The organism is Streptococcus sp. NLN76, from assembly GCF_015686645.1.
In the GTDB taxonomy this organism is placed as follows: Bacteria; Bacillota; Bacilli; order Lactobacillales; family Streptococcaceae; genus Streptococcus.
Genome location: NZ_JADPMS010000013.1, coordinates 25,210 through 42,733 on the forward strand (window position 1 = coordinate 25,210; position 17,524 = coordinate 42,733).

Consider the following 17,524-nt stretch of genomic DNA (forward strand, 5'->3'; position numbering starts at 1 on the left):
GAGAAATCATGGCAGAAAAAACCTATCCAATGACTCAGGCTGAAAAAGAAAAGCTTGAAAAAGAACTGGAAGAACTCAAACTCGTTCGTCGCCCTGAAGTGGTCGAACGCATTAAAATCGCCCGTTCATACGGAGATTTGTCAGAAAACAGTGAGTACGAGGCAGCCAAGGATGAGCAGGCCTTTGTTGAAGGTCAAATTTCAGACCTGGAAAACAAGATTCGTAATGCAGAAATTGTTGATTCTGATTCTGTAGCTAAAAACGAAGTCGCAATTGGCAAAACTGTTACCATCCAAGAAGTGGGTGAAACTGAGAAAGAAACCTATATGATTGTTGGGTCTGCAGGAGCAGATGCCTTTGCTAACAAGGTTTCCAACGAAAGTCCAATTGGACAAGCCCTAATCGGTCGTAAAACAGGGGATACAGTCACTGTACAAACACCTGTGGGCAGCTACGATGTCAAAATCTTGTCTGTTAAAAAATCAAAATAAGTAGGTTACGCTTGTAAGAAAAAAGACTTGAATCTTATGATAGAGATTCAAGTCTTTTTTTGCCTTACGAAATTGATCGGGAGTCTAGCAACTTCTTATTTACGAGACCGTTGCTTACCTGCGTTGCGTTTTTTATTGGAGTTGTTGCGATTTTGTGAGCTTGGTGGTGTCACATCTTTGATAGGTCCGTTACTAGCTCCGGCTCCGAAGCTAGCTGAAAAGTTGCTTGGTTTTTTTGGAGGGTTTTTTTCAAATTCCTTAGCGACTTGTTTCCGGAGACGTGGACGTACCACATACATGGTAATCAATTGTTGAATGATGGAGAAGAAACCACCGACCAACCAGTATAGAGCAACACCAGCTGGTGAATTAAAAGAGAAGACCATAATCATGATAGGACTCATAAGGACCATGGATTGCATTTGTTTCCGTTGTTCTTCAGAAACTCCGACCAAGGTTAAGGCGGACTGGATTAAATAGAGGACCCCCGTTAGAATGGTCAAGAGCATACTTGATGAATCCAATGGAATTCCCATCCAACTGGAACCTGCAATCCCTGGTGTATGTTGTGCTGCAAAGAAGAGGGCAGAGAAGAAAGGCATTTGAATCAAGATTGGTAAGCAACCAACTCCACCGAGTGGATTAAGGCCATTCTCTCTTTGTGCCGCCATAAATTCTTGATTGGCCAACAATTTTTCTTCTTGGGTTTGGGCATTTCGCATCCGTTCTTGGATAGGTGCCAAGATTGGTTGCATATAAGCCATCTTTTCAGCTTGATAGGCTGCTCTATGGGATTGCATGAGCCCCAATGGCAAAATAATAATCCGTACAATAATGGTTACCAGAATAATGGCAACCCCATATCCCAATCCTTGATTTTCAGCAAAGAAGGTGATTAGGATACTCATGGGTTTTCCCAAAAGATCCCAGATAAGGCCCGTCGGATTTCCGCTCGCATCACGGCCGACACAGCCAGAGAGCAAGACCAGCATCGAGGCTAGGAGTCCTGCAGAAACAAATTTTTTTCTAATTGTCACATTCATCGTCCTTTTCTAAATTATTACCCTTCCCATTTTACTGTTTTTAGGCCTAGATTACAATAGGACCAAGGTCTGACCTTTAGTTTTGGATGGCAAAATCTTGATAAGAGGGGAAGTTAGCCATGGTAACGTCGACGTAGGTCACCTTGGAAAAAGGGCTAGGTCCTTTTCTCACCTCTTGGATAAAAAGTGCCATCTTGCCGGCATCTTCAGACTGGGCTAGAATTTCCACCGTTCCATCCTCTCGATTCCAGACACGTCCTGTAATCCCTCCTAATGAATTGGCGAGTTCCCAAACAGACCAGCGAAAACCAACTCCTTGAATGCGACCTTGAACAATTAACCGTACTTTTTTCATAGCTTCCTCCATTTGTGCTATAATATCTCTTATGACTATTATAACCTCTAAAACCAATCCCTTGATTAAAAAGGTCAAAAAATTACAAAAGAAAAAATACCGCAAGAATTCTTATCTGATTGAAAGCTGGCATCTATTTGAAGAAGCTTATCAAGCTGGAGTAGAATTTGGGACTATTTTTGTTTTGGAAGAAGAAAAAGAGCGACTTCCAAAGGGTTTGGCCTATCAACTGGTCTCTGCTTCCATTCTAGCTGAATTGGCGGATTCCAAAACACCTCAAGGGATTGTGGCAGAGGTGAAACGAGAGATTCTCGAAAGGCCAGATTTAAGCCAAGGAAAATGGCTGTATTTGGAGGAAGTTCAGGATCCAGGGAATGTTGGAACCATGATCCGTACAGCAGATGCAGCAGGTTTTACCGGGGTTTTGGTAAGTCCTGGGACGGCAGACATCTATAGTCCTAAGACCCTTCGATCCATGCAAGGAAGCCACTGGCATTTGCCGATTTACGAGTATTCGTTGGATGAATTAACCAAAGTCACTCATGCTCCGCTTTTGGTGACGAGTCTAAAGGATCAGTCGCAGTCTTACCTGGACTTAGCTCCTATGGAGCAGCTCATCCTCTTAATGGGGAATGAAGGGCAAGGGGCTTCTGGTCTAGCTCATTCGTTGGCGGATCAAACCGTTCATATTCCTATGTCAGGTCAGGCAGAGAGTCTAAATGTGGCCATCGCGGCTGGTATTCTCTTGTTTCATTTAAAAAAATAGCTAAAGGAGTTTTTTTATGCAACCAATCATGTCGCAAACCGATACTGGTTTAAATCGTTTTTTCGCTAAAGTTTATGGTTATATGGGGATGGGGCTTGGTATTTCAGCTCTCGTTTCCGGTCTGTTGCTTTATGTTTTCCAAGCAACCATGATAAATATTATGGTCAACCATTCTTGGGTTTACTATGCTGCCTCTTTTATTGAGTTGGCTCTTGTTTATTCAGTTTCAACAACCGCTTGGAAAAATAATCCAATGGCCATGCCACTTTTCCTTTTCTATTCAGCCCTAAACGGCTTCACCCTCAGCTTTATCCTAGCAGCTTACAGCCAAACGGATGTGTTTGCGGCCTTCTTGACCGCTACACTGACCTTCTTTGCTATGGCAGTGGTTGGTCTTGTTAGCAAGCGGGATTTGTCTGGTATGGCTCATGCTTTTCGCATGGTCTTATTCGGAGTTTTGATTGCTAGTTTGATTAATATTTTCTTACGCAGTGCAGGCTTGTCCTACATCATGAGTATTGTGATGGTTGTGATTTTTGCAGGTTTGACGGCTTATGATAACCAACGCATTCGTCAAGCCTACCAGCAATCAGGCGGACAAGTTTCCAACGGTTGGGCTATTTCCATGGCTCTCAGCCTATACTTGAACTTTATCAACCTTTTCTTGAGTATCCTCCGCATTTTTGCGGCTAATCGCGATTAAGGCTGATTCCTCCAAGTTTTGCTTGGAGGTTTTTTTCTTTTTGAAAAAGAGGCTAGGCTTTGGTATAATAAGGAGAAATGTATGAAAGTGGAAGGAATTGAATTATGCCTCTTTGGTTAGGAATACTATTAATCGTTGTTTTCTTTATTGCTGGTGTAGCACTTGGAATTTATTTGTCTCGCCGTCAATTTGAGCAAGAAATTGCTCAATACCCTCGTTTGAATAAGGATGCCCTGCGTGTCATGATGGGGCAAATGGGACAAAAACCAAGCGAGGCGCGTGTCAACCAAGTTTATCAACAAATTGTTAACCAACAAAAGAAACAAGCCAAGAAATAAACAAGCGAGGCTGAGACAAAAGTCTCGGCCTTCTCGTTTTTTCTAGGGTGGTTACAGCAATATTGGCCACTGGGCTAGATAAAAGGAGTATGGCATGGATAATCGTCCAATTGGTTTCTTGGATTCAGGAGTCGGTGGTTTGACCGTTGTAAAAGAGCTCCGACGCCAACTACCCCATGAAGAAGTTATTTATATAGGAGACTCTGCCCGAGCTCCGTATGGCCCTCGGGCAGCTGAAGAAATTCGAGAATATACTTGGGAACTGGTTCGTTTTTTACAGGCTAAAAATGTTAAAATGATTGTCATTGCCTGTAATACGGCAACAGCTGTGGCCTGGGAGGATATTAAAGAAGCGTTGGATATTCCGGTGCTTGGTGTTATTCTTCCAGGTGCTTCTGCAGCTCTTAAAGTCAATCATAAAGGAAAGATTGGTGTCATTGCGACAGAAATGACCGTCGCCTCGGATATTTACCGCAAAAAGATTCAGTCCTTGGATCCCAATGCTCAAGTCATGAGTCAGGCCTGTCCACCTTTCGTCCCACTGGTTGAAGCGAATGAGCTTCACTCTAGTCTGGCTAAAAAGGTTGTGTATGATCAGTTAAAAGATTTTCAGGGACAGGTTTCAACCTTGATTTTGGGATGTACCCATTATCCCTTGCTACGGCCAGTCATTCAAAATGCCTTGGGTCCTGAGGTCACCTTGATTGATAGTGGCGCTGAGTGTGTTCGGGATATTTCGGTCCTCTTGAATTATTTTGAAATCAATCGTGGACGTGATTTGGAACAGCAACAACACGCCTTTTATACGACAGGAGATGCGGCTGCCTTTGCCCAACTAGCCCAGACCTGGTTAGAAGAAGAAGTACGAGTGGAGCATATAGATTTATGAAACAAGAACTAGTAGAATTTCGAGATGGACAAGACTGGTACGTCGCACAAGTGTCGGACGGACCTCACTTGAGTTTCGCTTTTGATCAGGAGGATCAGGTTTACCATTTCCTAGCCCCTTTTCAAAATTTGTCTCAAAAAAATGGCTTTAAAGTGCAAGTTTTCCAATGGTCTTCAGCTCAAAAGCTGGCACAGTTTATGGTGGACCTGATCAATCGCAGTGAGAACCGTCATCTGAGCCTAGAGCGCCGAGGAGCTGCCCTATTGATTATGGAGGGAGAGCGTCTGCTACACGTGGTCCTACCAGAAGGTGGGGAAAAGTTGGATAAGGTGCTGGGACAAGCGGAATTAGAGCCTCTTTTGATTGCCACGCGCAATGAGGGTAAAACAGCGGAGTTTAAGAAAATCTTCGAACCACTAGGTTTCCGAGTGGAAAATCTCAATGATTATCCAGATCTGCCAGAAATTGCGGAGACAGGTACGACTTTTGAAGCCAATGCCCGTCTGAAGGCAGAAGGAATTGCAGAACTAACAGGGACTATGGTTCTAGCGGATGATTCTGGCCTAAAAGTGGATGTCCTAGGTGGGCTTCCAGGAGTATGGAGTGCCCGTTTTGCTGGACCAGATGCGACGGATGCTGAAAATAATGCTAGATTATTACATGAGATGGCCATGGTTTTAGAGAAGGAAAATCGTTCAGCTCAGTTCCATACGACCTTGGTTGTCGCTGCTCCGGGGCGTGAGTCTTTGGTTGTTGAGGCCGATTGGCCTGGTTACATTGCCTTTGAGCCTAAGGGAGAGAATGGGTTCGGTTATGATCCCCTCTTTCTCATAGGTGAGACTGGAATAACGTCTGCTCAGCTAAGTATGGAGGAGAAAAACCAGCAGTCTCATAGGGCTCAAGCTGTTCAGAAATTAGTGGAGGTATTTCCATCATGGAGAGACGGACAGTAGTTGTTATGAGCGATTCTCATGGGGATCGCAGTATTGTACAAGCCATCAAAGAACAATGGCAAGATAAGGCAGACTTGATTTTCCACAATGGAGATTCAGAATTGGAAGTGGATGATCCAGTTTGGGACGGTATCCATGTTGTTGCCGGAAATATGGACTTTTTTGCAGGTTTTCCGGATCGTCTGAGTGTCGATTTGGATGGGCACAAGATTGTCCAAACTCATGGCCATCTGCAAAATATCAATTTCACCATGGATAAATTGGCCTACTGGGCGCAAGAAGAAGGAGCCAGCATCTGTCTTTACGGGCATCTCCATATCCCTGCTGCTTATCAAGAAGATGGGATCCTTTATTTGAATCCAGGTTCAGTCAGTCAGCCGCGTGGGAGAATCTTGGAACGTCTCTATGCTGTGATTCGTCTTGAAGGCAATCAAGCTCGTGTGGATTACTTCACACGAGATCATCAGCTTTTCCCCAGCTTAAGCAAGGAGTTTACTATCAAATGATTGCACAACCCCTAGAGGACTATTTGAAGGCCCAAGAGTCCACCTTTCTAACGCCCGCTGCGAATCTGGCGGTTGTCATCGATAGCCATAACGTGGATCATGTAATTCTTCTACTAAGTCAGATTACCTATTCACGGATTCCTGTCGTAACAGACCACGGTAAATTTGTAGGAACGATTTCTTTAACGGATATCCTGAGCTATCAAATACAACACAATCTGTCAGCTGCAGAGCTGGAAAATATGGACATTGTGCATATGGTCAAAAGAGATGGACTTACCCTGGGACCGGGTTACACCCTAACAGAGGTCTTTCACAAGTTGGTGGACGAGTCCTTTCTGCCGGTCTTGGATGCTGAGGGCCTTTTGGAAGGGATTATTGCTCGTAAATCCATTCTCAAGGCAACCAATGCCCTGCTCCATGATTTTGGCCAACATTATGAAATGAGTCCCAAATGAGAGCTTGGATTGAGTCCTTTTTAGAAAGCAAAAGACTTTCCACCAATACCAGGGCGGCCTATGTATCGGATTTAAAGCAATTAGAGCGGAGCCTGAATGGCAAGGTAGATGATCTGGGTCTTAAAGTCTACCGGGACTCTTTGAGTCATCTCAGTGTAAAGGCTCAGCGGCGAAAGCTATCCGCCATTAACCAATTCCTCTTCTTTCTTTATCAAGAGGGACATGTCGAACGTTATTACCGTTTGGATTTGCCGCCTTTGAAAAGTCAAGAGGAGCCGAGTGCTCCTGACCAGGCTTTGTTGGCTAAGGATTTGTTTCAGATAAGGACCCAATATCCACAAGGCCAGCTTTTGGTAGCTCTGATTTTGGAAACCGGGCTCTTGCCAACTGAAATTATTCAGCTGAAGAAGTCTGATTTACAGCCTGCTCTTGGTCTTTTGCAGGTGGGACAAAGCGGTAAACGCAGAGTTCTGGAAGTGGGAGAGAACTTGAGAAAGCTCCTGGGCCAAGCAGGCCCAGGCACCTTTCTCTTTGAACATCAAGGGAAACCCTATACCCGTCAGTGGGTTTTCTTACAGATAAAAGCTTTTTTGGAGGAGCAGGAGCTGACAACCCACTCCCCTCAAAGTTTACGAGAGCAGTATATTTTTAAAGAATTGAAAGCCGGAGTGGACTTGCTGACGATTGCAGATAATCTAGGCCTGCGCTCCTTACACAGTATTGAGAAATACCGCAAATGGAAATAAAAATCAAAGATTTTGAGGGACCCTTGGATTTGCTCTTGCACCTCGTCTCTCGCTACCAAATGGATATTTATGATGTTCCCTTGTTAGAGGTGATTGAACAGTATCTGGCCTACCTGTCAACCCTCCAAGCCTTACGTTTGGAAGTGGCTTCTGAGTATATGGTTATGGCCAGTCAGTTGATTTTACTAAAAAGCCGGAAGCTCTTACCCCAGATTCAAAGTCAAGAGGAAGACGAGCTAGTGGAGGATATGGAGCAGAACCTGCTTCAACAATTGGAAGATTATCGCTACTTTAAAGCAGCCAGTCAGGAATTGGCCCAGCAGCATGAGGATCGCTCGCTCTATTATAGCCATCCCTCTAGTCCTTTGCTTTCGGAAGTTGTGGAACTCAATCAGGACGTCACCTCCATGGACCTCTTTTTGACTTTTTCGCATCTACTACGGCAGGAGAAAAAGAAACGGCAGGGACAGCATACAACGGTAGAACGGGATGATTTTCGGATTGAGGATTCCATGGATCAGGTTCGCCAAGGTTTGAAGCAAGCCAAGGGAAAACTGGCCTTTAGCCAACTTCTAGTTCAGGCTGAATCGCTTTCCCAAATGATTACACAATTTTTAGCCTGTTTGGAATTGGTGAAAATCCAAGAAATTCGTCTCCATCAGGCTGAGACCTTTGATGAAATATGGATAGAAGGACAGGTAACATGAGTCAATTAGCGGCCTTGGAGGCCCTCTTATTTACAGCTGGTGAAGATGGTCTCGATCGCTTCCATTTGGCCTCCATGTTGGATGTAGATCCAGTTCAGCTCGAACCCTTGATCAAGGCTTTAATCCAATCCTATGACCAGAATCCTGATTCCAGTTTGACGGTCATTGAGACCAAGCGAAGCTTGCGTCTGGTGACCAAGCCGGCCTATGCTTCTTTATTGGAAGCCTATGCACAGACACCGATGCAGCAATCTCTTTCCCGGGCCAGCTTGGAGGTGCTTTCCATTGTTGCTTACCGTCAGCCAATCACTCGCATTGAAATTGATGCTATTCGCGGTGTTAACTCAAGCGGGGCCTTAACCAAGTTGCAAGGGTTTGGTTTAATCAAAGAGGTTGGTAAAAAGGAAACCTTAGGGCGCCCAAATTTATATGGCACCACTGATTATTTTTTGGACTACATGGGGATGAATCAATTAGAAGATCTTCCTCAGGTCCAAGTAGAGGAAGAAGAAGAGCAAGAGAAGTCCTTGTTTAGGATTGAGGAAGAAAATGAGAATTAATAAATACATAGCCCATGCTGGAATTGCCAGCCGTCGCAAAGCAGAAGAGCTGATTAAGCAGGGCCGGGTAACGATCAATGGCCAAGTGGTCAAGGAATTGGCTACCACTGTGAAAAAAGGGGACCGTGTAGAAGTTGAAGGTCAACCGATTTATCATGAGGAAAAAGTCTACTACCTTTTAAATAAACCCCGTGGAGTTATTTCCAGTGTCAGTGATGACAAGGGCCGGGCAACTGTTCTTGATTTTTTTAGTGGGGTCAAGGAACGGATTTATCCCGTTGGCCGCTTGGACTGGGACACTAGTGGTGTTTTGTTATTGACCAATGATGGTGATTTTACGGATGAGATGATCCATCCTCGAAATGAAATTGACAAGGTTTACCTAGCGCGTGTGAAAGGATTGGCTACCAAGGAAAACCTTCGTCCGTTAACCAGAGGCATTGTCATTGAAGGAAAGAAAACAAAACCAGCAGTCTACAATATTTTAAAAGTCGACCCGGTTAAAAACCGTTCCGTTGTGGAATTAACCATTCATGAAGGCCGGAATCATCAGGTTAAGAAGATGTTTGAGGCGGTTGGACTTCAAGTTGACAAATTATCCCGAACTCGTTTCGGTCATCTGGATGTAGCAGGTTTACGGCCAGGCGAATTCCGACGGTTAAACAAAAAAGAAATCAGTCAACTGCATAACCTAGCGGTAACGCCTAAGCAGACTGGGAAGAAAAGACGATGAGTCGTCTTCTGATTCTTCTGGTGAAGGGCTACAAACGCTTTATTTCGCCTCTTTTTCCACCTTCCTGTATCTATAGCCCCACTTGTTCTACTTATATGATTCAAGCCCTAGAGGCTTATGGTCTATGGGGTCTCTATTTGGGCAGTAAGCGAATCTTGTCCTGTCACCCTTGGTCACAGGGGGGCGAGGATCCCCTTCCAGATTCCTTTGTTTTTTTCAAAAAAACAATCAAGAAGCTTGACAGGTAAGGTGTTCCTGGTATATACTAAGACTGTAATTTGATTGATTTAGCTCAGACCTGTTGTGATCTAAGTTAATCAGATGAGCGCACCACATTGCCCGCTGAGCTTGACTCCGGACAATGTGGCTATTTTTTTATTCGAAAGGACCTTTTCCTTGAATCATATTGTTTTATACCAACCTCAGATTCCACAAAATACAGGAAATATCGCTCGGACTTGTGCCGCAACCAACAGTCCCCTTCATTTGATCCATCCTTTGGGTTTTCCTTTGGATGATAAAAAGATGAAACGTGCAGGGCTCGATTATTGGGACCAGTTGGAGATTTTTCACTATGAATCTTTAGAGGATTTTTTGAGCCAACAGGGTCATCAATCACTCTATCCCGTTACCAAATTTGCAGAAGCGACCTATGCTGAGAAGGACTATCAGACAGGGAACGATGCTTACTTTATTTTTGGACGGGAAGATACTGGCTTGCCTGCGGATTTCTTACAGGACTATCGGAAACAGGCGATTCGGATTCCCATGAATGATGACCATGTCCGTAGTTTAAATGTTTCCAATGCAGTCTGTATGGTGGTTTACGAGGCTTTACGCCAACAGAACTTTGTTGGATTAGAAACCGTTCATCATTATGAACAAGATAAGATTAAATAGATAGGTACGACATGACTCGAATTAAACGCTTGACGATCGTGGCAGTGTTGGCTGCCCTTTCCTTTATTTTGATGTTTTTTGCTTTTCCCATTATTCCAGGTGCAGATTTCTTGCAGTTGGATTTAAGTATTTTACCCATTTTGGTAGCATTGGAGTTGTTTGGCCTGAAGCAGGCAAGCTTGGCTCTCTTGCTTCGTTCGCTACTGAAGCTTTTATTGAATAACCAAGGGATTTCGACTGTTATCGGGCTTCCTATGAATATGCTCGGAATTTTCTCTTTTATGTTGGTGTTAGCCATGGTTTGGCGTAAAAAGGATTCCTATGTTCAGTATTTTCTAGCTGGAGGCTTGGGAACCCTAGCCCTAACCGTGGTGATGCTTGGGATGAACTATTTCTATGCCATTCCCCTGTATGCTAGCTTTGCTGGATTTGATATTGCTGCTATCATTGGGCTTGGAACCTATCTCCAAGCTATGGTTCTCCCCTTCAATTTGATTGCTGGAGTGTCTTATACCTTTAGTTTTTGTCTGATTTGGGCACTCATGAAACCGGTGGTGAAAGCCTATGCAGAATAAGCAAAGCTACTGGACGAGAGGGAGTTTTTGTCTCTTATTATTTGTGATTTTGGGGTATACAGTTCGTTTCTATCCTCAAAACTTGGTGGCTTTTGATAGTGGGATTCAAACCGCTGTTCGTGGTGATCTTCCCACAGCTTTGACGACTTTCTTTACCAGTCTAACCAAGATTGGGAATATGCCGGTCATTATGGGCTGGGTTGGCCTGGCTACAATCTTCCTTCTGTGGAAACGTTACTATAGCGAGGCAATCCTCTTAGTAGGGAACTTGGCTTTAACTGGCCTACTGGTTCTTATCTTGAAGAATATCTATCAAAGACCACGTCCTGGTATTGAGCATTTAGTTGCAGAGAAGGGGTTTTCTTTCCCCAGTGGTCATGCTCTAGCAGCCAGTTTGGTGATCGGCTCTGTGCTGATTATTGTCAGTCAAAATGTTCAGGCAGGATGGTTCCGGCGTTTTTTACAAGGATCTCTGATTCTCCTGATTTTGGCCTTACCCCTCTCCAGAGTTTATCTAGGGGTTCATTACCCGAGCGACGTCATTGGTAGTCTTTTACTAGGGTTCGGGATCTTATTTTTAGAATTTCCCGCCTATCAAAGACTTCGCTTTCGTTGGCGTTTCACAGGCAAACAAGCAAGGTAGCTCATGCGTTAGCTTGCTTTCTTTTTTGGGAAAAATGGTATAATGGGAACATCTTTGTACTTAACTAATTCTGACATGCTCGAAAAATTCAAAGAGATGACTAAAAGAGATGACTAGGAAAGCCGATGAAGGTTGAACGAAAGTTCACCGAATTGGCTTGACAACGTCAGAATTTGAAATATAACGAGCATAAAAAGATGGGGGAGGAAAAAATGCCACTAAAACCCTTAGACATGGCCCATGAATTTCTGGTTCAGGTCCTTAGCCCAGAGGATACCACAGTGGATGCAACCATGGGGAATGGCCATGACACACTCTTTCTAGCCCAAAGGAGCGGTCTGGTCCATGCTTTTGATATTCAGGAACAAGCATTGGTTCAAACCCAGCAGCGTTTGGAACAGGCTGGTCAGAGCAATGTTCAATTACACTTAAAGGGACATGAGCATCTGGCAGAATATGTGGATCAGGCTAAGGCGGTGATTTTTAATTTGGGTTATCTACCGTCAGCGGATAAGAGTCTAGTGACCCTTCCAGAAACGACCTTGGCAGCGGTGAAGGCCGCCTGTGATATCTTGCTTCCGGGTGGTCGGATTGCGATGATGGTCTATTGGGGACATCCAGGAGGTCCAGAGGAAAAGGATGCACTCTTGGCATTTGTCCAAGACCTGCCGCAAGAGGATTATACCGTTTTGGAATACCGAACCCTGAATCAGCGGAATTGTCCCCCTTTTTTAATTATGATTGAAAAGAAAGTAGAGAAATATGGATAAGGAATTTATTGAAGAACGTTTGCAGGCTTTAAAAGATAGAGCACGGTTACAAGATATTAGTGTGGATGATCATCAGGCTATCCAAGCAGGTCATGAGCGCCAGTTACGTCGTCAACAAAAACGAGTTTTAGGTTTGGAGATGAAACGATGTGCCTTGCAAATTAATGGGCAGGATGATCAGCCAACTGCTAAAAAGGTGGCGAAAGAGAAAAATTTTTATCAGAAGCTTTGTCAGGGTGGAACGCGCTAGATGGAAATCTTGCTGATTTTATTAATTTTTGTATCGGTATTAGTTTTATCAAATGCATTAAATAAGGTTATCCCTCAATTACCTGTCCCTTTTCTACAGATTGTATTTGGGATCATCATTGGATTATTTACGCTTTCAGATCAAATTGAATTTGATACGAACGTGTTTCTGGCTTTGATCATTGGTCCCCTAGCCTTTCGCGAGTCGGAGGAGGCGGATGTGTCTAGTATTGGCCGGCATTGGCGCTTCATCCTTTATTTAATTTTCCCCCTCATCTTTTTGACGACCCTTGTTTTAGGCGCTGTTATTCATACCCAGTTAGTGGTTGTACCGTGGGCAGTAGCGATAGCCACAGGTGCTGCCCTAGGCTCGACTGACCTGATTGCATTTTCGTCCTTGGCCGAGCGATTCCGATTTTCGCAGAAGACAGAGGATATCTTAAGGGGAGAGGGGCTCTTGAATGATGCAAGTGGTTTGGTCTCTTATCAAACGGCCATTCTGGTTTGGACAACCGGTATGTTTTCTGTAACCCAAGCTGGAGGCACGCTTTTTGTTCAAATTGCAGGAGGAATTGTGGTTGGTTTCTTCGCGGCTGGTTTGAATTTCATTACCCACAAAATACTGATGCGTTACCAAGCTGTTGATGTGGCGGGAGAATTGTTATTAGAACTGAGCCTCCCACTTCTGACCTTTTATTTGGCGGATCAGCTACAAGTTTCGGGGATCATTGCGGTTGTTGTGGCTGGAATTTTGAAGTCTAATCGCAGGAAACGCTTCAATCAACTTGAGGTGGAAATAGAAGAAACCTTTGACACTGTTTGGAAAGCAGTGAACTTCATGTTAAATGGGGCTGTCTTTCTTATTTTAGGAATTGAATTGGTCTATATGTTTGATCCAATTGTCAGAAGTCCCTTGTATGACAATGCGATTCTTTTAGGATTGAGTGTCCTTCTAACAGTTGTTTTATTTGCCCTTCGTTTTATAGGAATTACTGTCTATTATGCTCTTCGTGCATGGATCAAAAAGGATAGTTTGACCTCCCAGTGGAAGGAAATTTTCATCCTAACGTTTTCAGGAGTCAAAGGAACCATGTCGATAGCGACCATCCTTCTCTTACCACAAGATTTAAAAATTGCTTACCCGAGTTTACTCTTTGTAGTGGCTAGCGTTACGCTCTTCAGTTTTTTGACAGGTCTTTTGGTTTTACCTTATCTAGCTGATCAGCCCGAGGAAGATATCGATTATGCTGCAGAGATAGCTGTTCTTAATGCAGTCATCAATCAAATTGAACAAGACATTCAAGAAAGTACAGTGAAGGAGGCTCTATATGCTGTGCTTGATAATTATAATGATCGGATTGGTTCTTTGATTATTGAGCATGAAGGGCGTTCCATTCGACAGCAATGGTTAGATTTGAATCTGTTAACGTTAAGTGTCGAAAATGATGGTCTCGATCAGGCCTATGAAGCGGGACAATTATCAGAACGTGCTTACTTTGTTTACCAGCGTTATTTGAGAAGATTGGAAGGGCAAGTGAGTCGCTCAGTTATGAGCCGTTTAACATTTCTGTTACTATTTTTTTTCCGGGTAGCTAGACTGCTGGTCCATGAAATCATGACATTTGGATCCTATACTCGCCAGTGGTTGGCTGGAAATCAGCCGCAGCTAAGTGCGGAGGAGAGCGATCAATTGGCGATTCTTTATCTGAACAATACAGAAGTGTTGATGGATGCCTTGGCTGAGTTGTCAGGAGTCTACTCAACGGAGCTCCTGCATTACTACAGAGATTATCGTTTACGAGAAGCAACCATTATCGGGGATGGTGGATTTGTCAGTCGTGTTTTATTGCGAACCAGACAATACCATTCAAAGGAACTAATTGCGGCTTATTATTTGGAACGAAAAATCATTCATGAATTTGAAAGTGATGGGCTGATTTCAAGTGAAAAAGCGAATCATTTACGGTCAGTTGTCAACCAATTGGAAACTTATTCTTTAAAGGAAAATCATCTGCAGATGAATCTTTTAGAATTGGGGAGTCGCAGAGGATAGACAGTTTATGCTCACTGAAAAGCAATTTTAGCCATAGAAGTGAGTCGCAGAAAATACTGAGCTACGGCATTAAATGCCAAAATTTAGTACGATTTAACAAGACACCTCTACTTTAACATAAAGAAAAAGTAGTGAGGAAATCTTTCGTCGAAGGTTTCTTCACTACTAAGCTTTCTATGTTTGAAATTCGTTAATATACTCTTTTAGTTTATCTTTTATTACTGTGTTAGCTCGTCTTGCCGTACTTTAGTACTGCCTGCGACTCGCTGCCTTGTACTAAAAGCAAACTAAAAGACTATACTGGACAAATTTCAAAATCGGAATACTCGAAAAATTTCAAAAAAATGACTAGGAAAGCCGATGATGGTAGAACTGAAGTTCACCGAAGAGGCTTGACAACGTCAGATTTTGAAATTTAATGAGTATAAGTTTTATAGAAAATGAATAATTTGACACAAAGAAGCACGAGTCTCAGTACTCGTGCTTCTTTGTTAGAGTTCAATTTTTAAAAGTATAGGAGTGTGGTCCTGGCGAGCACCAGAGTCAATCATGCTGGATTCTTGCACCTTAGCCGCAAGACGATTGCTAACCAACCAGTAGTCAATTCTCCAGCCGGTGTTATTGATTTTGCTGGTTCGGCTGCGTTGAGCCCACCAGGTATAGTGATCTGGAATCATTCCATGGAGGTGACGGAAGGTATCTGTGAAACCTTTGGCCAAGAGATTGGTGAATCCTTGGCGTTCCTCGTCTGTAAAGCCTGGGGAACGGCGGTTAGAGGCAGGGTTAGCCAAGTCGATCTCGTTGTGGGCTACATTGTAGTCACCGGTTGCTAGAACAGGTTTGTTTTTGTCTAGGCTTGCTAGGTAATCAGCGTAGCAGGCATCCCAGACTTGGCGTTCTGCCAAGCGTTTGAGGCCATCTCCTGCATTGGGGGTGTAGACCTGTGTCACATAGAACTCTGGGAATTCAAGGGTGATAATCCGGCCCTCTAAGTCCATGGTAGAAGGAGCACCAATTTCTGGGTAGCTGATGACAGGCTCCAGTCCTTTTTTATAGAGGAACATGGTTCCAGCATATCCTTTACGAGCGGGTTCAACAGAAGAACGCCATGTGTTTTCATAATCTGGGAAAAGGTCAGCCAAAATTTCTAAATGTTTTTTGGTAGGTCCCTTGGCAGACAATTTAGTTTCCTGAATGGCAATGATATCAGCATCTTCATCGACTAGGGTTTGCAAAACTGCTTGTGACAATTGAGCCCGAGCTGAGTCAGAAGTCAGAGCGGCGTTCAATGAATCAATATTCCATGAAATGAGTTTCATAATCTATCCTTACTATTTTTTCAATTGTTATCATTATACCAAAGAAAGAGCTGGAATTTGTCTAATGGAGATTGAAAAAGCTGGGCTTTCGCCCAGCTAACAGCTTCTTTACGGAACTTCAATTTTTTCAACACCACCCATGTAAGGACGGAGAACTTCAGGGATTGTCACAGAGCCATCTTCGTTTTGGTAATTTTCCAAGATAGCAGCAACAGTCCGACCCACGGCCAGTCCTGATCCATTAAGCGTATGAACATGTTTTACCTTACCGTCTGCTTCATCCCGGTAACGGATTTGTGCCCGGCGTGCTTGGAAGTCTTCGGTGTTGGAGCAGCTTGAGATTTCACGGTAAGTGTTTTGCGCTGGAATCCAAACTTCCAAGTCATACGTTTTTGCAGCTGAGAAGCCCATATCTCCAGTTGAGAGGGTCAAGACACGGTAGGCCAAGCCAAGTTTTTGGAGGATTGACTCGGCGTTTTGAGTCATTTTTTCCAATTCTTGGTAAGATTCTTCCGGTTTGGCAAATTTAACCATTTCGACCTTATGGAATTGGTGCAAGCGGATCAAACCACGGGTGTCGCGTCCTGCTGAACCAGCTTCAGAACGGAAAGATGGACTCATGGCAGTGAAGTAGATTGGTAGGTCTTTGGCTTCCAAGATTTCCCCACGGTAGTAGTTGGTAAGGGGAACTTCCGCAGTTGGAATGAGGACATAGTTGGTATCTGCCAATTCAAAGGTATCCTCTTTGAATTTTGGATATTGACCGGTTCCAAACATAGAATCGTGGTTGACCATATAAGGTGGAATCACTTCAGTGTAGCCTTCTGCCAAGTGCTCGTCCAACATGAAGTTGTAAAGTGCGCGCTCCAAACGTGCTCCGAGTCCTTTGTAGAAAAGGAAACGAGTTCCAGTCACTTTCCCACCACGTTCCCAGTCCAAAATGTCTAGATCTTCTCCCAGGTCCCAGTGAGCTTTGGGCTCAAAGTCAAATTCAGGCACCTGACCCCAGCGACGAATTTCCACATTGTCTTCTTCATCTTCCCCAACTGGAACAGACTCATGTGGAAGGTTGGGAAGGGTTACTAGAATGTCCTGAAGTTCCTGGTCAATGGTTGCTAAGCGGGCATCCAATTCTTTGATTTCGGCAGACAAAGCTTGCATGGCTGCAATCTTGTCATCCGCATTTTCTTTGTTGCGTTTGGCTTGGGCAATTTCTGCAGAGACGGTATTGCGTTTGGCTTTTTCTTCTTCAACCTGAACCAAGAGTTCCCGACGTTGCTCGTCTAATTCTTTCATCTTATCTAAGATAGCAGCGTCGACTCCACGTGTGGCCAATTTTGCTTGAGCTGCGGCAAAGTCATTGCGAACCTGTTTTAAATCTAACATAGAAACCTCCTCTAATGAAAAAACACACGAATGCTGGTGTTGGAGCGTCGAAACGCGGTTCCATCCAACTTCACATCGTGTGCCTTGATTCCTTATCTAAACTGTATCCAACGGTAGAATTTCGTCCTTCCCTTCTATCTGCTTGCAGCAACCGCAGACTCTCTAAAAGAAGAAATAAGACTACTTGTCCGTTTGTTTCATTATATCCAAACTAGCCTTTTTTGGCAAGCGCTTGCTGAATTTTTTTCCAGGTCTATCATTCGAAAGTGATAATGTCTTAAGTAAATCGAATATGAAAATGTCCTCTGTGTTACATTAGAAAGATGAGGAAAATAGTTTTAACAATGTCTGAAGATAAAAAATATCAAGTGATCAAGCAAG

23 protein-coding genes are annotated in these 17,524 nt (G+C 43.7%); 19 read left to right on the top strand and 4 right to left on the bottom strand.

Going from position 1 to position 17,524, the window contains the following annotated elements; genetic code table 11:
• The first annotated feature begins 8 nt into the window (after positions 1-8).
• The gene (gene greA, locus I1A59_RS03780) at positions 9-491 is read left to right on the top strand and encodes a transcription elongation factor GreA (RefSeq protein ID WP_196091481.1); all 483 of its coding nucleotides are present in this window, start codon (positions 9-11) and stop codon (positions 489-491) included.
• A 95-nt stretch (positions 492-586) separates the two neighbouring features.
• On the opposite strand, the gene yidC is transcribed toward greA, so the two are convergent.
• Positions 587-1,528, bottom strand: a complete 942-nt coding sequence (yidC, locus tag I1A59_RS03785; protein ID WP_348769635.1) for a membrane protein insertase YidC — start codon at positions 1,526-1,528, stop codon at positions 587-589.
• Positions 1,529-1,610: 82 nt separating this feature from the next.
• Positions 1,611-1,889, bottom strand: coding sequence for an acylphosphatase (locus I1A59_RS03790; RefSeq protein WP_196091483.1), 279 nt, complete (start codon positions 1,887-1,889; stop codon positions 1,611-1,613).
• 31 nt (positions 1,890-1,920) lie between these two features.
• Between I1A59_RS03790 and I1A59_RS03795 the strand changes: the two genes are divergently transcribed.
• The 18 genes from I1A59_RS03795 to I1A59_RS03880 all read left to right on the top strand — a co-directional run bounded on the left by I1A59_RS03795 (position 1,921) and on the right by I1A59_RS03880 (position 14,438).
• Positions 1,921-2,655, top strand: coding sequence for an RNA methyltransferase (locus I1A59_RS03795; RefSeq protein WP_196091484.1), 735 nt, complete (start codon positions 1,921-1,923; stop codon positions 2,653-2,655).
• A gap of 16 nt (positions 2,656-2,671) precedes the next feature.
• Complete coding sequence (locus tag I1A59_RS03800) at positions 2,672-3,358, top strand: Bax inhibitor-1/YccA family protein (RefSeq protein WP_196091485.1); 687 nt, start codon at positions 2,672-2,674, stop codon at positions 3,356-3,358.
• Positions 3,359-3,462: 104 nt separating this feature from the next.
• Positions 3,463-3,696, top strand: coding sequence for a YneF family protein (locus tag I1A59_RS03805; RefSeq protein ID WP_196091486.1), 234 nt, complete (start codon positions 3,463-3,465; stop codon positions 3,694-3,696).
• Between the two features lie 94 nt (positions 3,697-3,790).
• Positions 3,791-4,585, top strand: coding sequence for a glutamate racemase (gene racE / locus I1A59_RS03810; RefSeq protein ID WP_196091487.1), 795 nt, complete (start codon positions 3,791-3,793; stop codon positions 4,583-4,585).
• The gene (locus tag I1A59_RS03815) at positions 4,582-5,538 is read left to right on the top strand and encodes a nucleoside-triphosphate diphosphatase (RefSeq protein WP_196091488.1); all 957 of its coding nucleotides are present in this window, start codon (positions 4,582-4,584) and stop codon (positions 5,536-5,538) included. Before racE ends, I1A59_RS03815 begins: the two co-directional genes overlap by 4 nt.
• Positions 5,520-6,044 carry a metallophosphoesterase gene (locus I1A59_RS03820; RefSeq protein WP_196091489.1) on the top strand — a complete coding sequence of 175 codons (525 nt, stop codon included), beginning with the start codon at positions 5,520-5,522 and terminating at the stop codon, positions 6,042-6,044. The genes I1A59_RS03815 and I1A59_RS03820 overlap by 19 nt, the downstream gene beginning before the upstream one ends.
• Positions 6,041-6,502, top strand: coding sequence for a cyclic-di-AMP-binding protein CbpB (gene cbpB, locus I1A59_RS03825; protein ID WP_196091490.1), 462 nt, complete (start codon positions 6,041-6,043; stop codon positions 6,500-6,502). The genes I1A59_RS03820 and cbpB overlap by 4 nt, the downstream gene beginning before the upstream one ends.
• A complete protein-coding gene (xerD, locus tag I1A59_RS03830) occupies positions 6,499-7,248 on the top strand; it encodes a site-specific tyrosine recombinase XerD (RefSeq protein WP_196091491.1) in 750 nt (249 codons plus the stop codon). The genes cbpB and xerD overlap by 4 nt, the downstream gene beginning before the upstream one ends.
• Complete coding sequence (locus I1A59_RS03835) at positions 7,239-7,955, top strand: segregation/condensation protein A (protein ID WP_196091492.1); 717 nt, start codon at positions 7,239-7,241, stop codon at positions 7,953-7,955. The genes xerD and I1A59_RS03835 overlap by 10 nt, the downstream gene beginning before the upstream one ends.
• Positions 7,952-8,515 (top strand): SMC-Scp complex subunit ScpB, encoded by a 564-nt coding sequence (scpB, locus tag I1A59_RS03840; RefSeq protein WP_196091493.1) that lies wholly within the window; start codon positions 7,952-7,954, stop codon positions 8,513-8,515. Before I1A59_RS03835 ends, scpB begins: the two co-directional genes overlap by 4 nt.
• A complete protein-coding gene (locus tag I1A59_RS03845) occupies positions 8,505-9,248 on the top strand; it encodes a pseudouridine synthase (protein ID WP_196091494.1) in 744 nt (247 codons plus the stop codon). Before scpB ends, I1A59_RS03845 begins: the two co-directional genes overlap by 11 nt.
• A complete protein-coding gene (gene yidD / locus I1A59_RS03850) occupies positions 9,245-9,496 on the top strand; it encodes a membrane protein insertion efficiency factor YidD (RefSeq protein WP_196091495.1) in 252 nt (83 codons plus the stop codon). The genes I1A59_RS03845 and yidD overlap by 4 nt, the downstream gene beginning before the upstream one ends.
• A 73-nt stretch (positions 9,497-9,569) precedes the next feature.
• Positions 9,570-10,148, top strand: coding sequence for a tRNA (uridine(34)/cytosine(34)/5-carboxymethylaminomethyluridine(34)-2'-O)-methyltransferase TrmL (gene trmL / locus I1A59_RS03855; protein WP_196091496.1), 579 nt, complete (start codon positions 9,570-9,572; stop codon positions 10,146-10,148).
• 11 nt (positions 10,149-10,159) lie between these two features.
• The gene (locus I1A59_RS03860; RefSeq protein ID WP_196091497.1) at positions 10,160-10,723 is read left to right on the top strand and encodes an ECF transporter S component; all 564 of its coding nucleotides are present in this window, start codon (positions 10,160-10,162) and stop codon (positions 10,721-10,723) included.
• Positions 10,713-11,366: a phosphatase PAP2 family protein gene (locus I1A59_RS03865; protein ID WP_196091498.1), complete on the top strand. Its 654-nt coding sequence runs from the start codon at positions 10,713-10,715 to the stop codon at positions 11,364-11,366. Before I1A59_RS03860 ends, I1A59_RS03865 begins: the two co-directional genes overlap by 11 nt.
• A 212-nt stretch (positions 11,367-11,578) precedes the next feature.
• Positions 11,579-12,136 carry a class I SAM-dependent methyltransferase gene (locus I1A59_RS03870; RefSeq protein ID WP_196091499.1) on the top strand — a complete coding sequence of 186 codons (558 nt, stop codon included), beginning with the start codon at positions 11,579-11,581 and terminating at the stop codon, positions 12,134-12,136.
• Positions 12,129-12,386, top strand: coding sequence for a hypothetical protein (locus tag I1A59_RS03875; protein ID WP_196091500.1), 258 nt, complete (start codon positions 12,129-12,131; stop codon positions 12,384-12,386). Before I1A59_RS03870 ends, I1A59_RS03875 begins: the two co-directional genes overlap by 8 nt.
• Positions 12,387-14,438, top strand: a complete 2,052-nt coding sequence (locus I1A59_RS03880) for a sodium:proton antiporter (RefSeq protein ID WP_196091501.1) — start codon at positions 12,387-12,389, stop codon at positions 14,436-14,438.
• A gap of 491 nt (positions 14,439-14,929) precedes the next feature.
• On the opposite strand, the gene I1A59_RS03885 is transcribed toward I1A59_RS03880, so the two are convergent.
• Complete coding sequence (locus I1A59_RS03885; protein WP_196091502.1) at positions 14,930-15,757, bottom strand: exodeoxyribonuclease III; 828 nt, start codon at positions 15,755-15,757, stop codon at positions 14,930-14,932.
• Positions 15,758-15,865: 108 nt separating this feature from the next.
• Positions 15,866-17,143 (bottom strand): serine--tRNA ligase, encoded by a 1,278-nt coding sequence (gene serS / locus I1A59_RS03890; RefSeq protein WP_196091503.1) that lies wholly within the window; start codon positions 17,141-17,143, stop codon positions 15,866-15,868.
• Positions 17,144-17,524 lie beyond the last annotated feature (381 nt).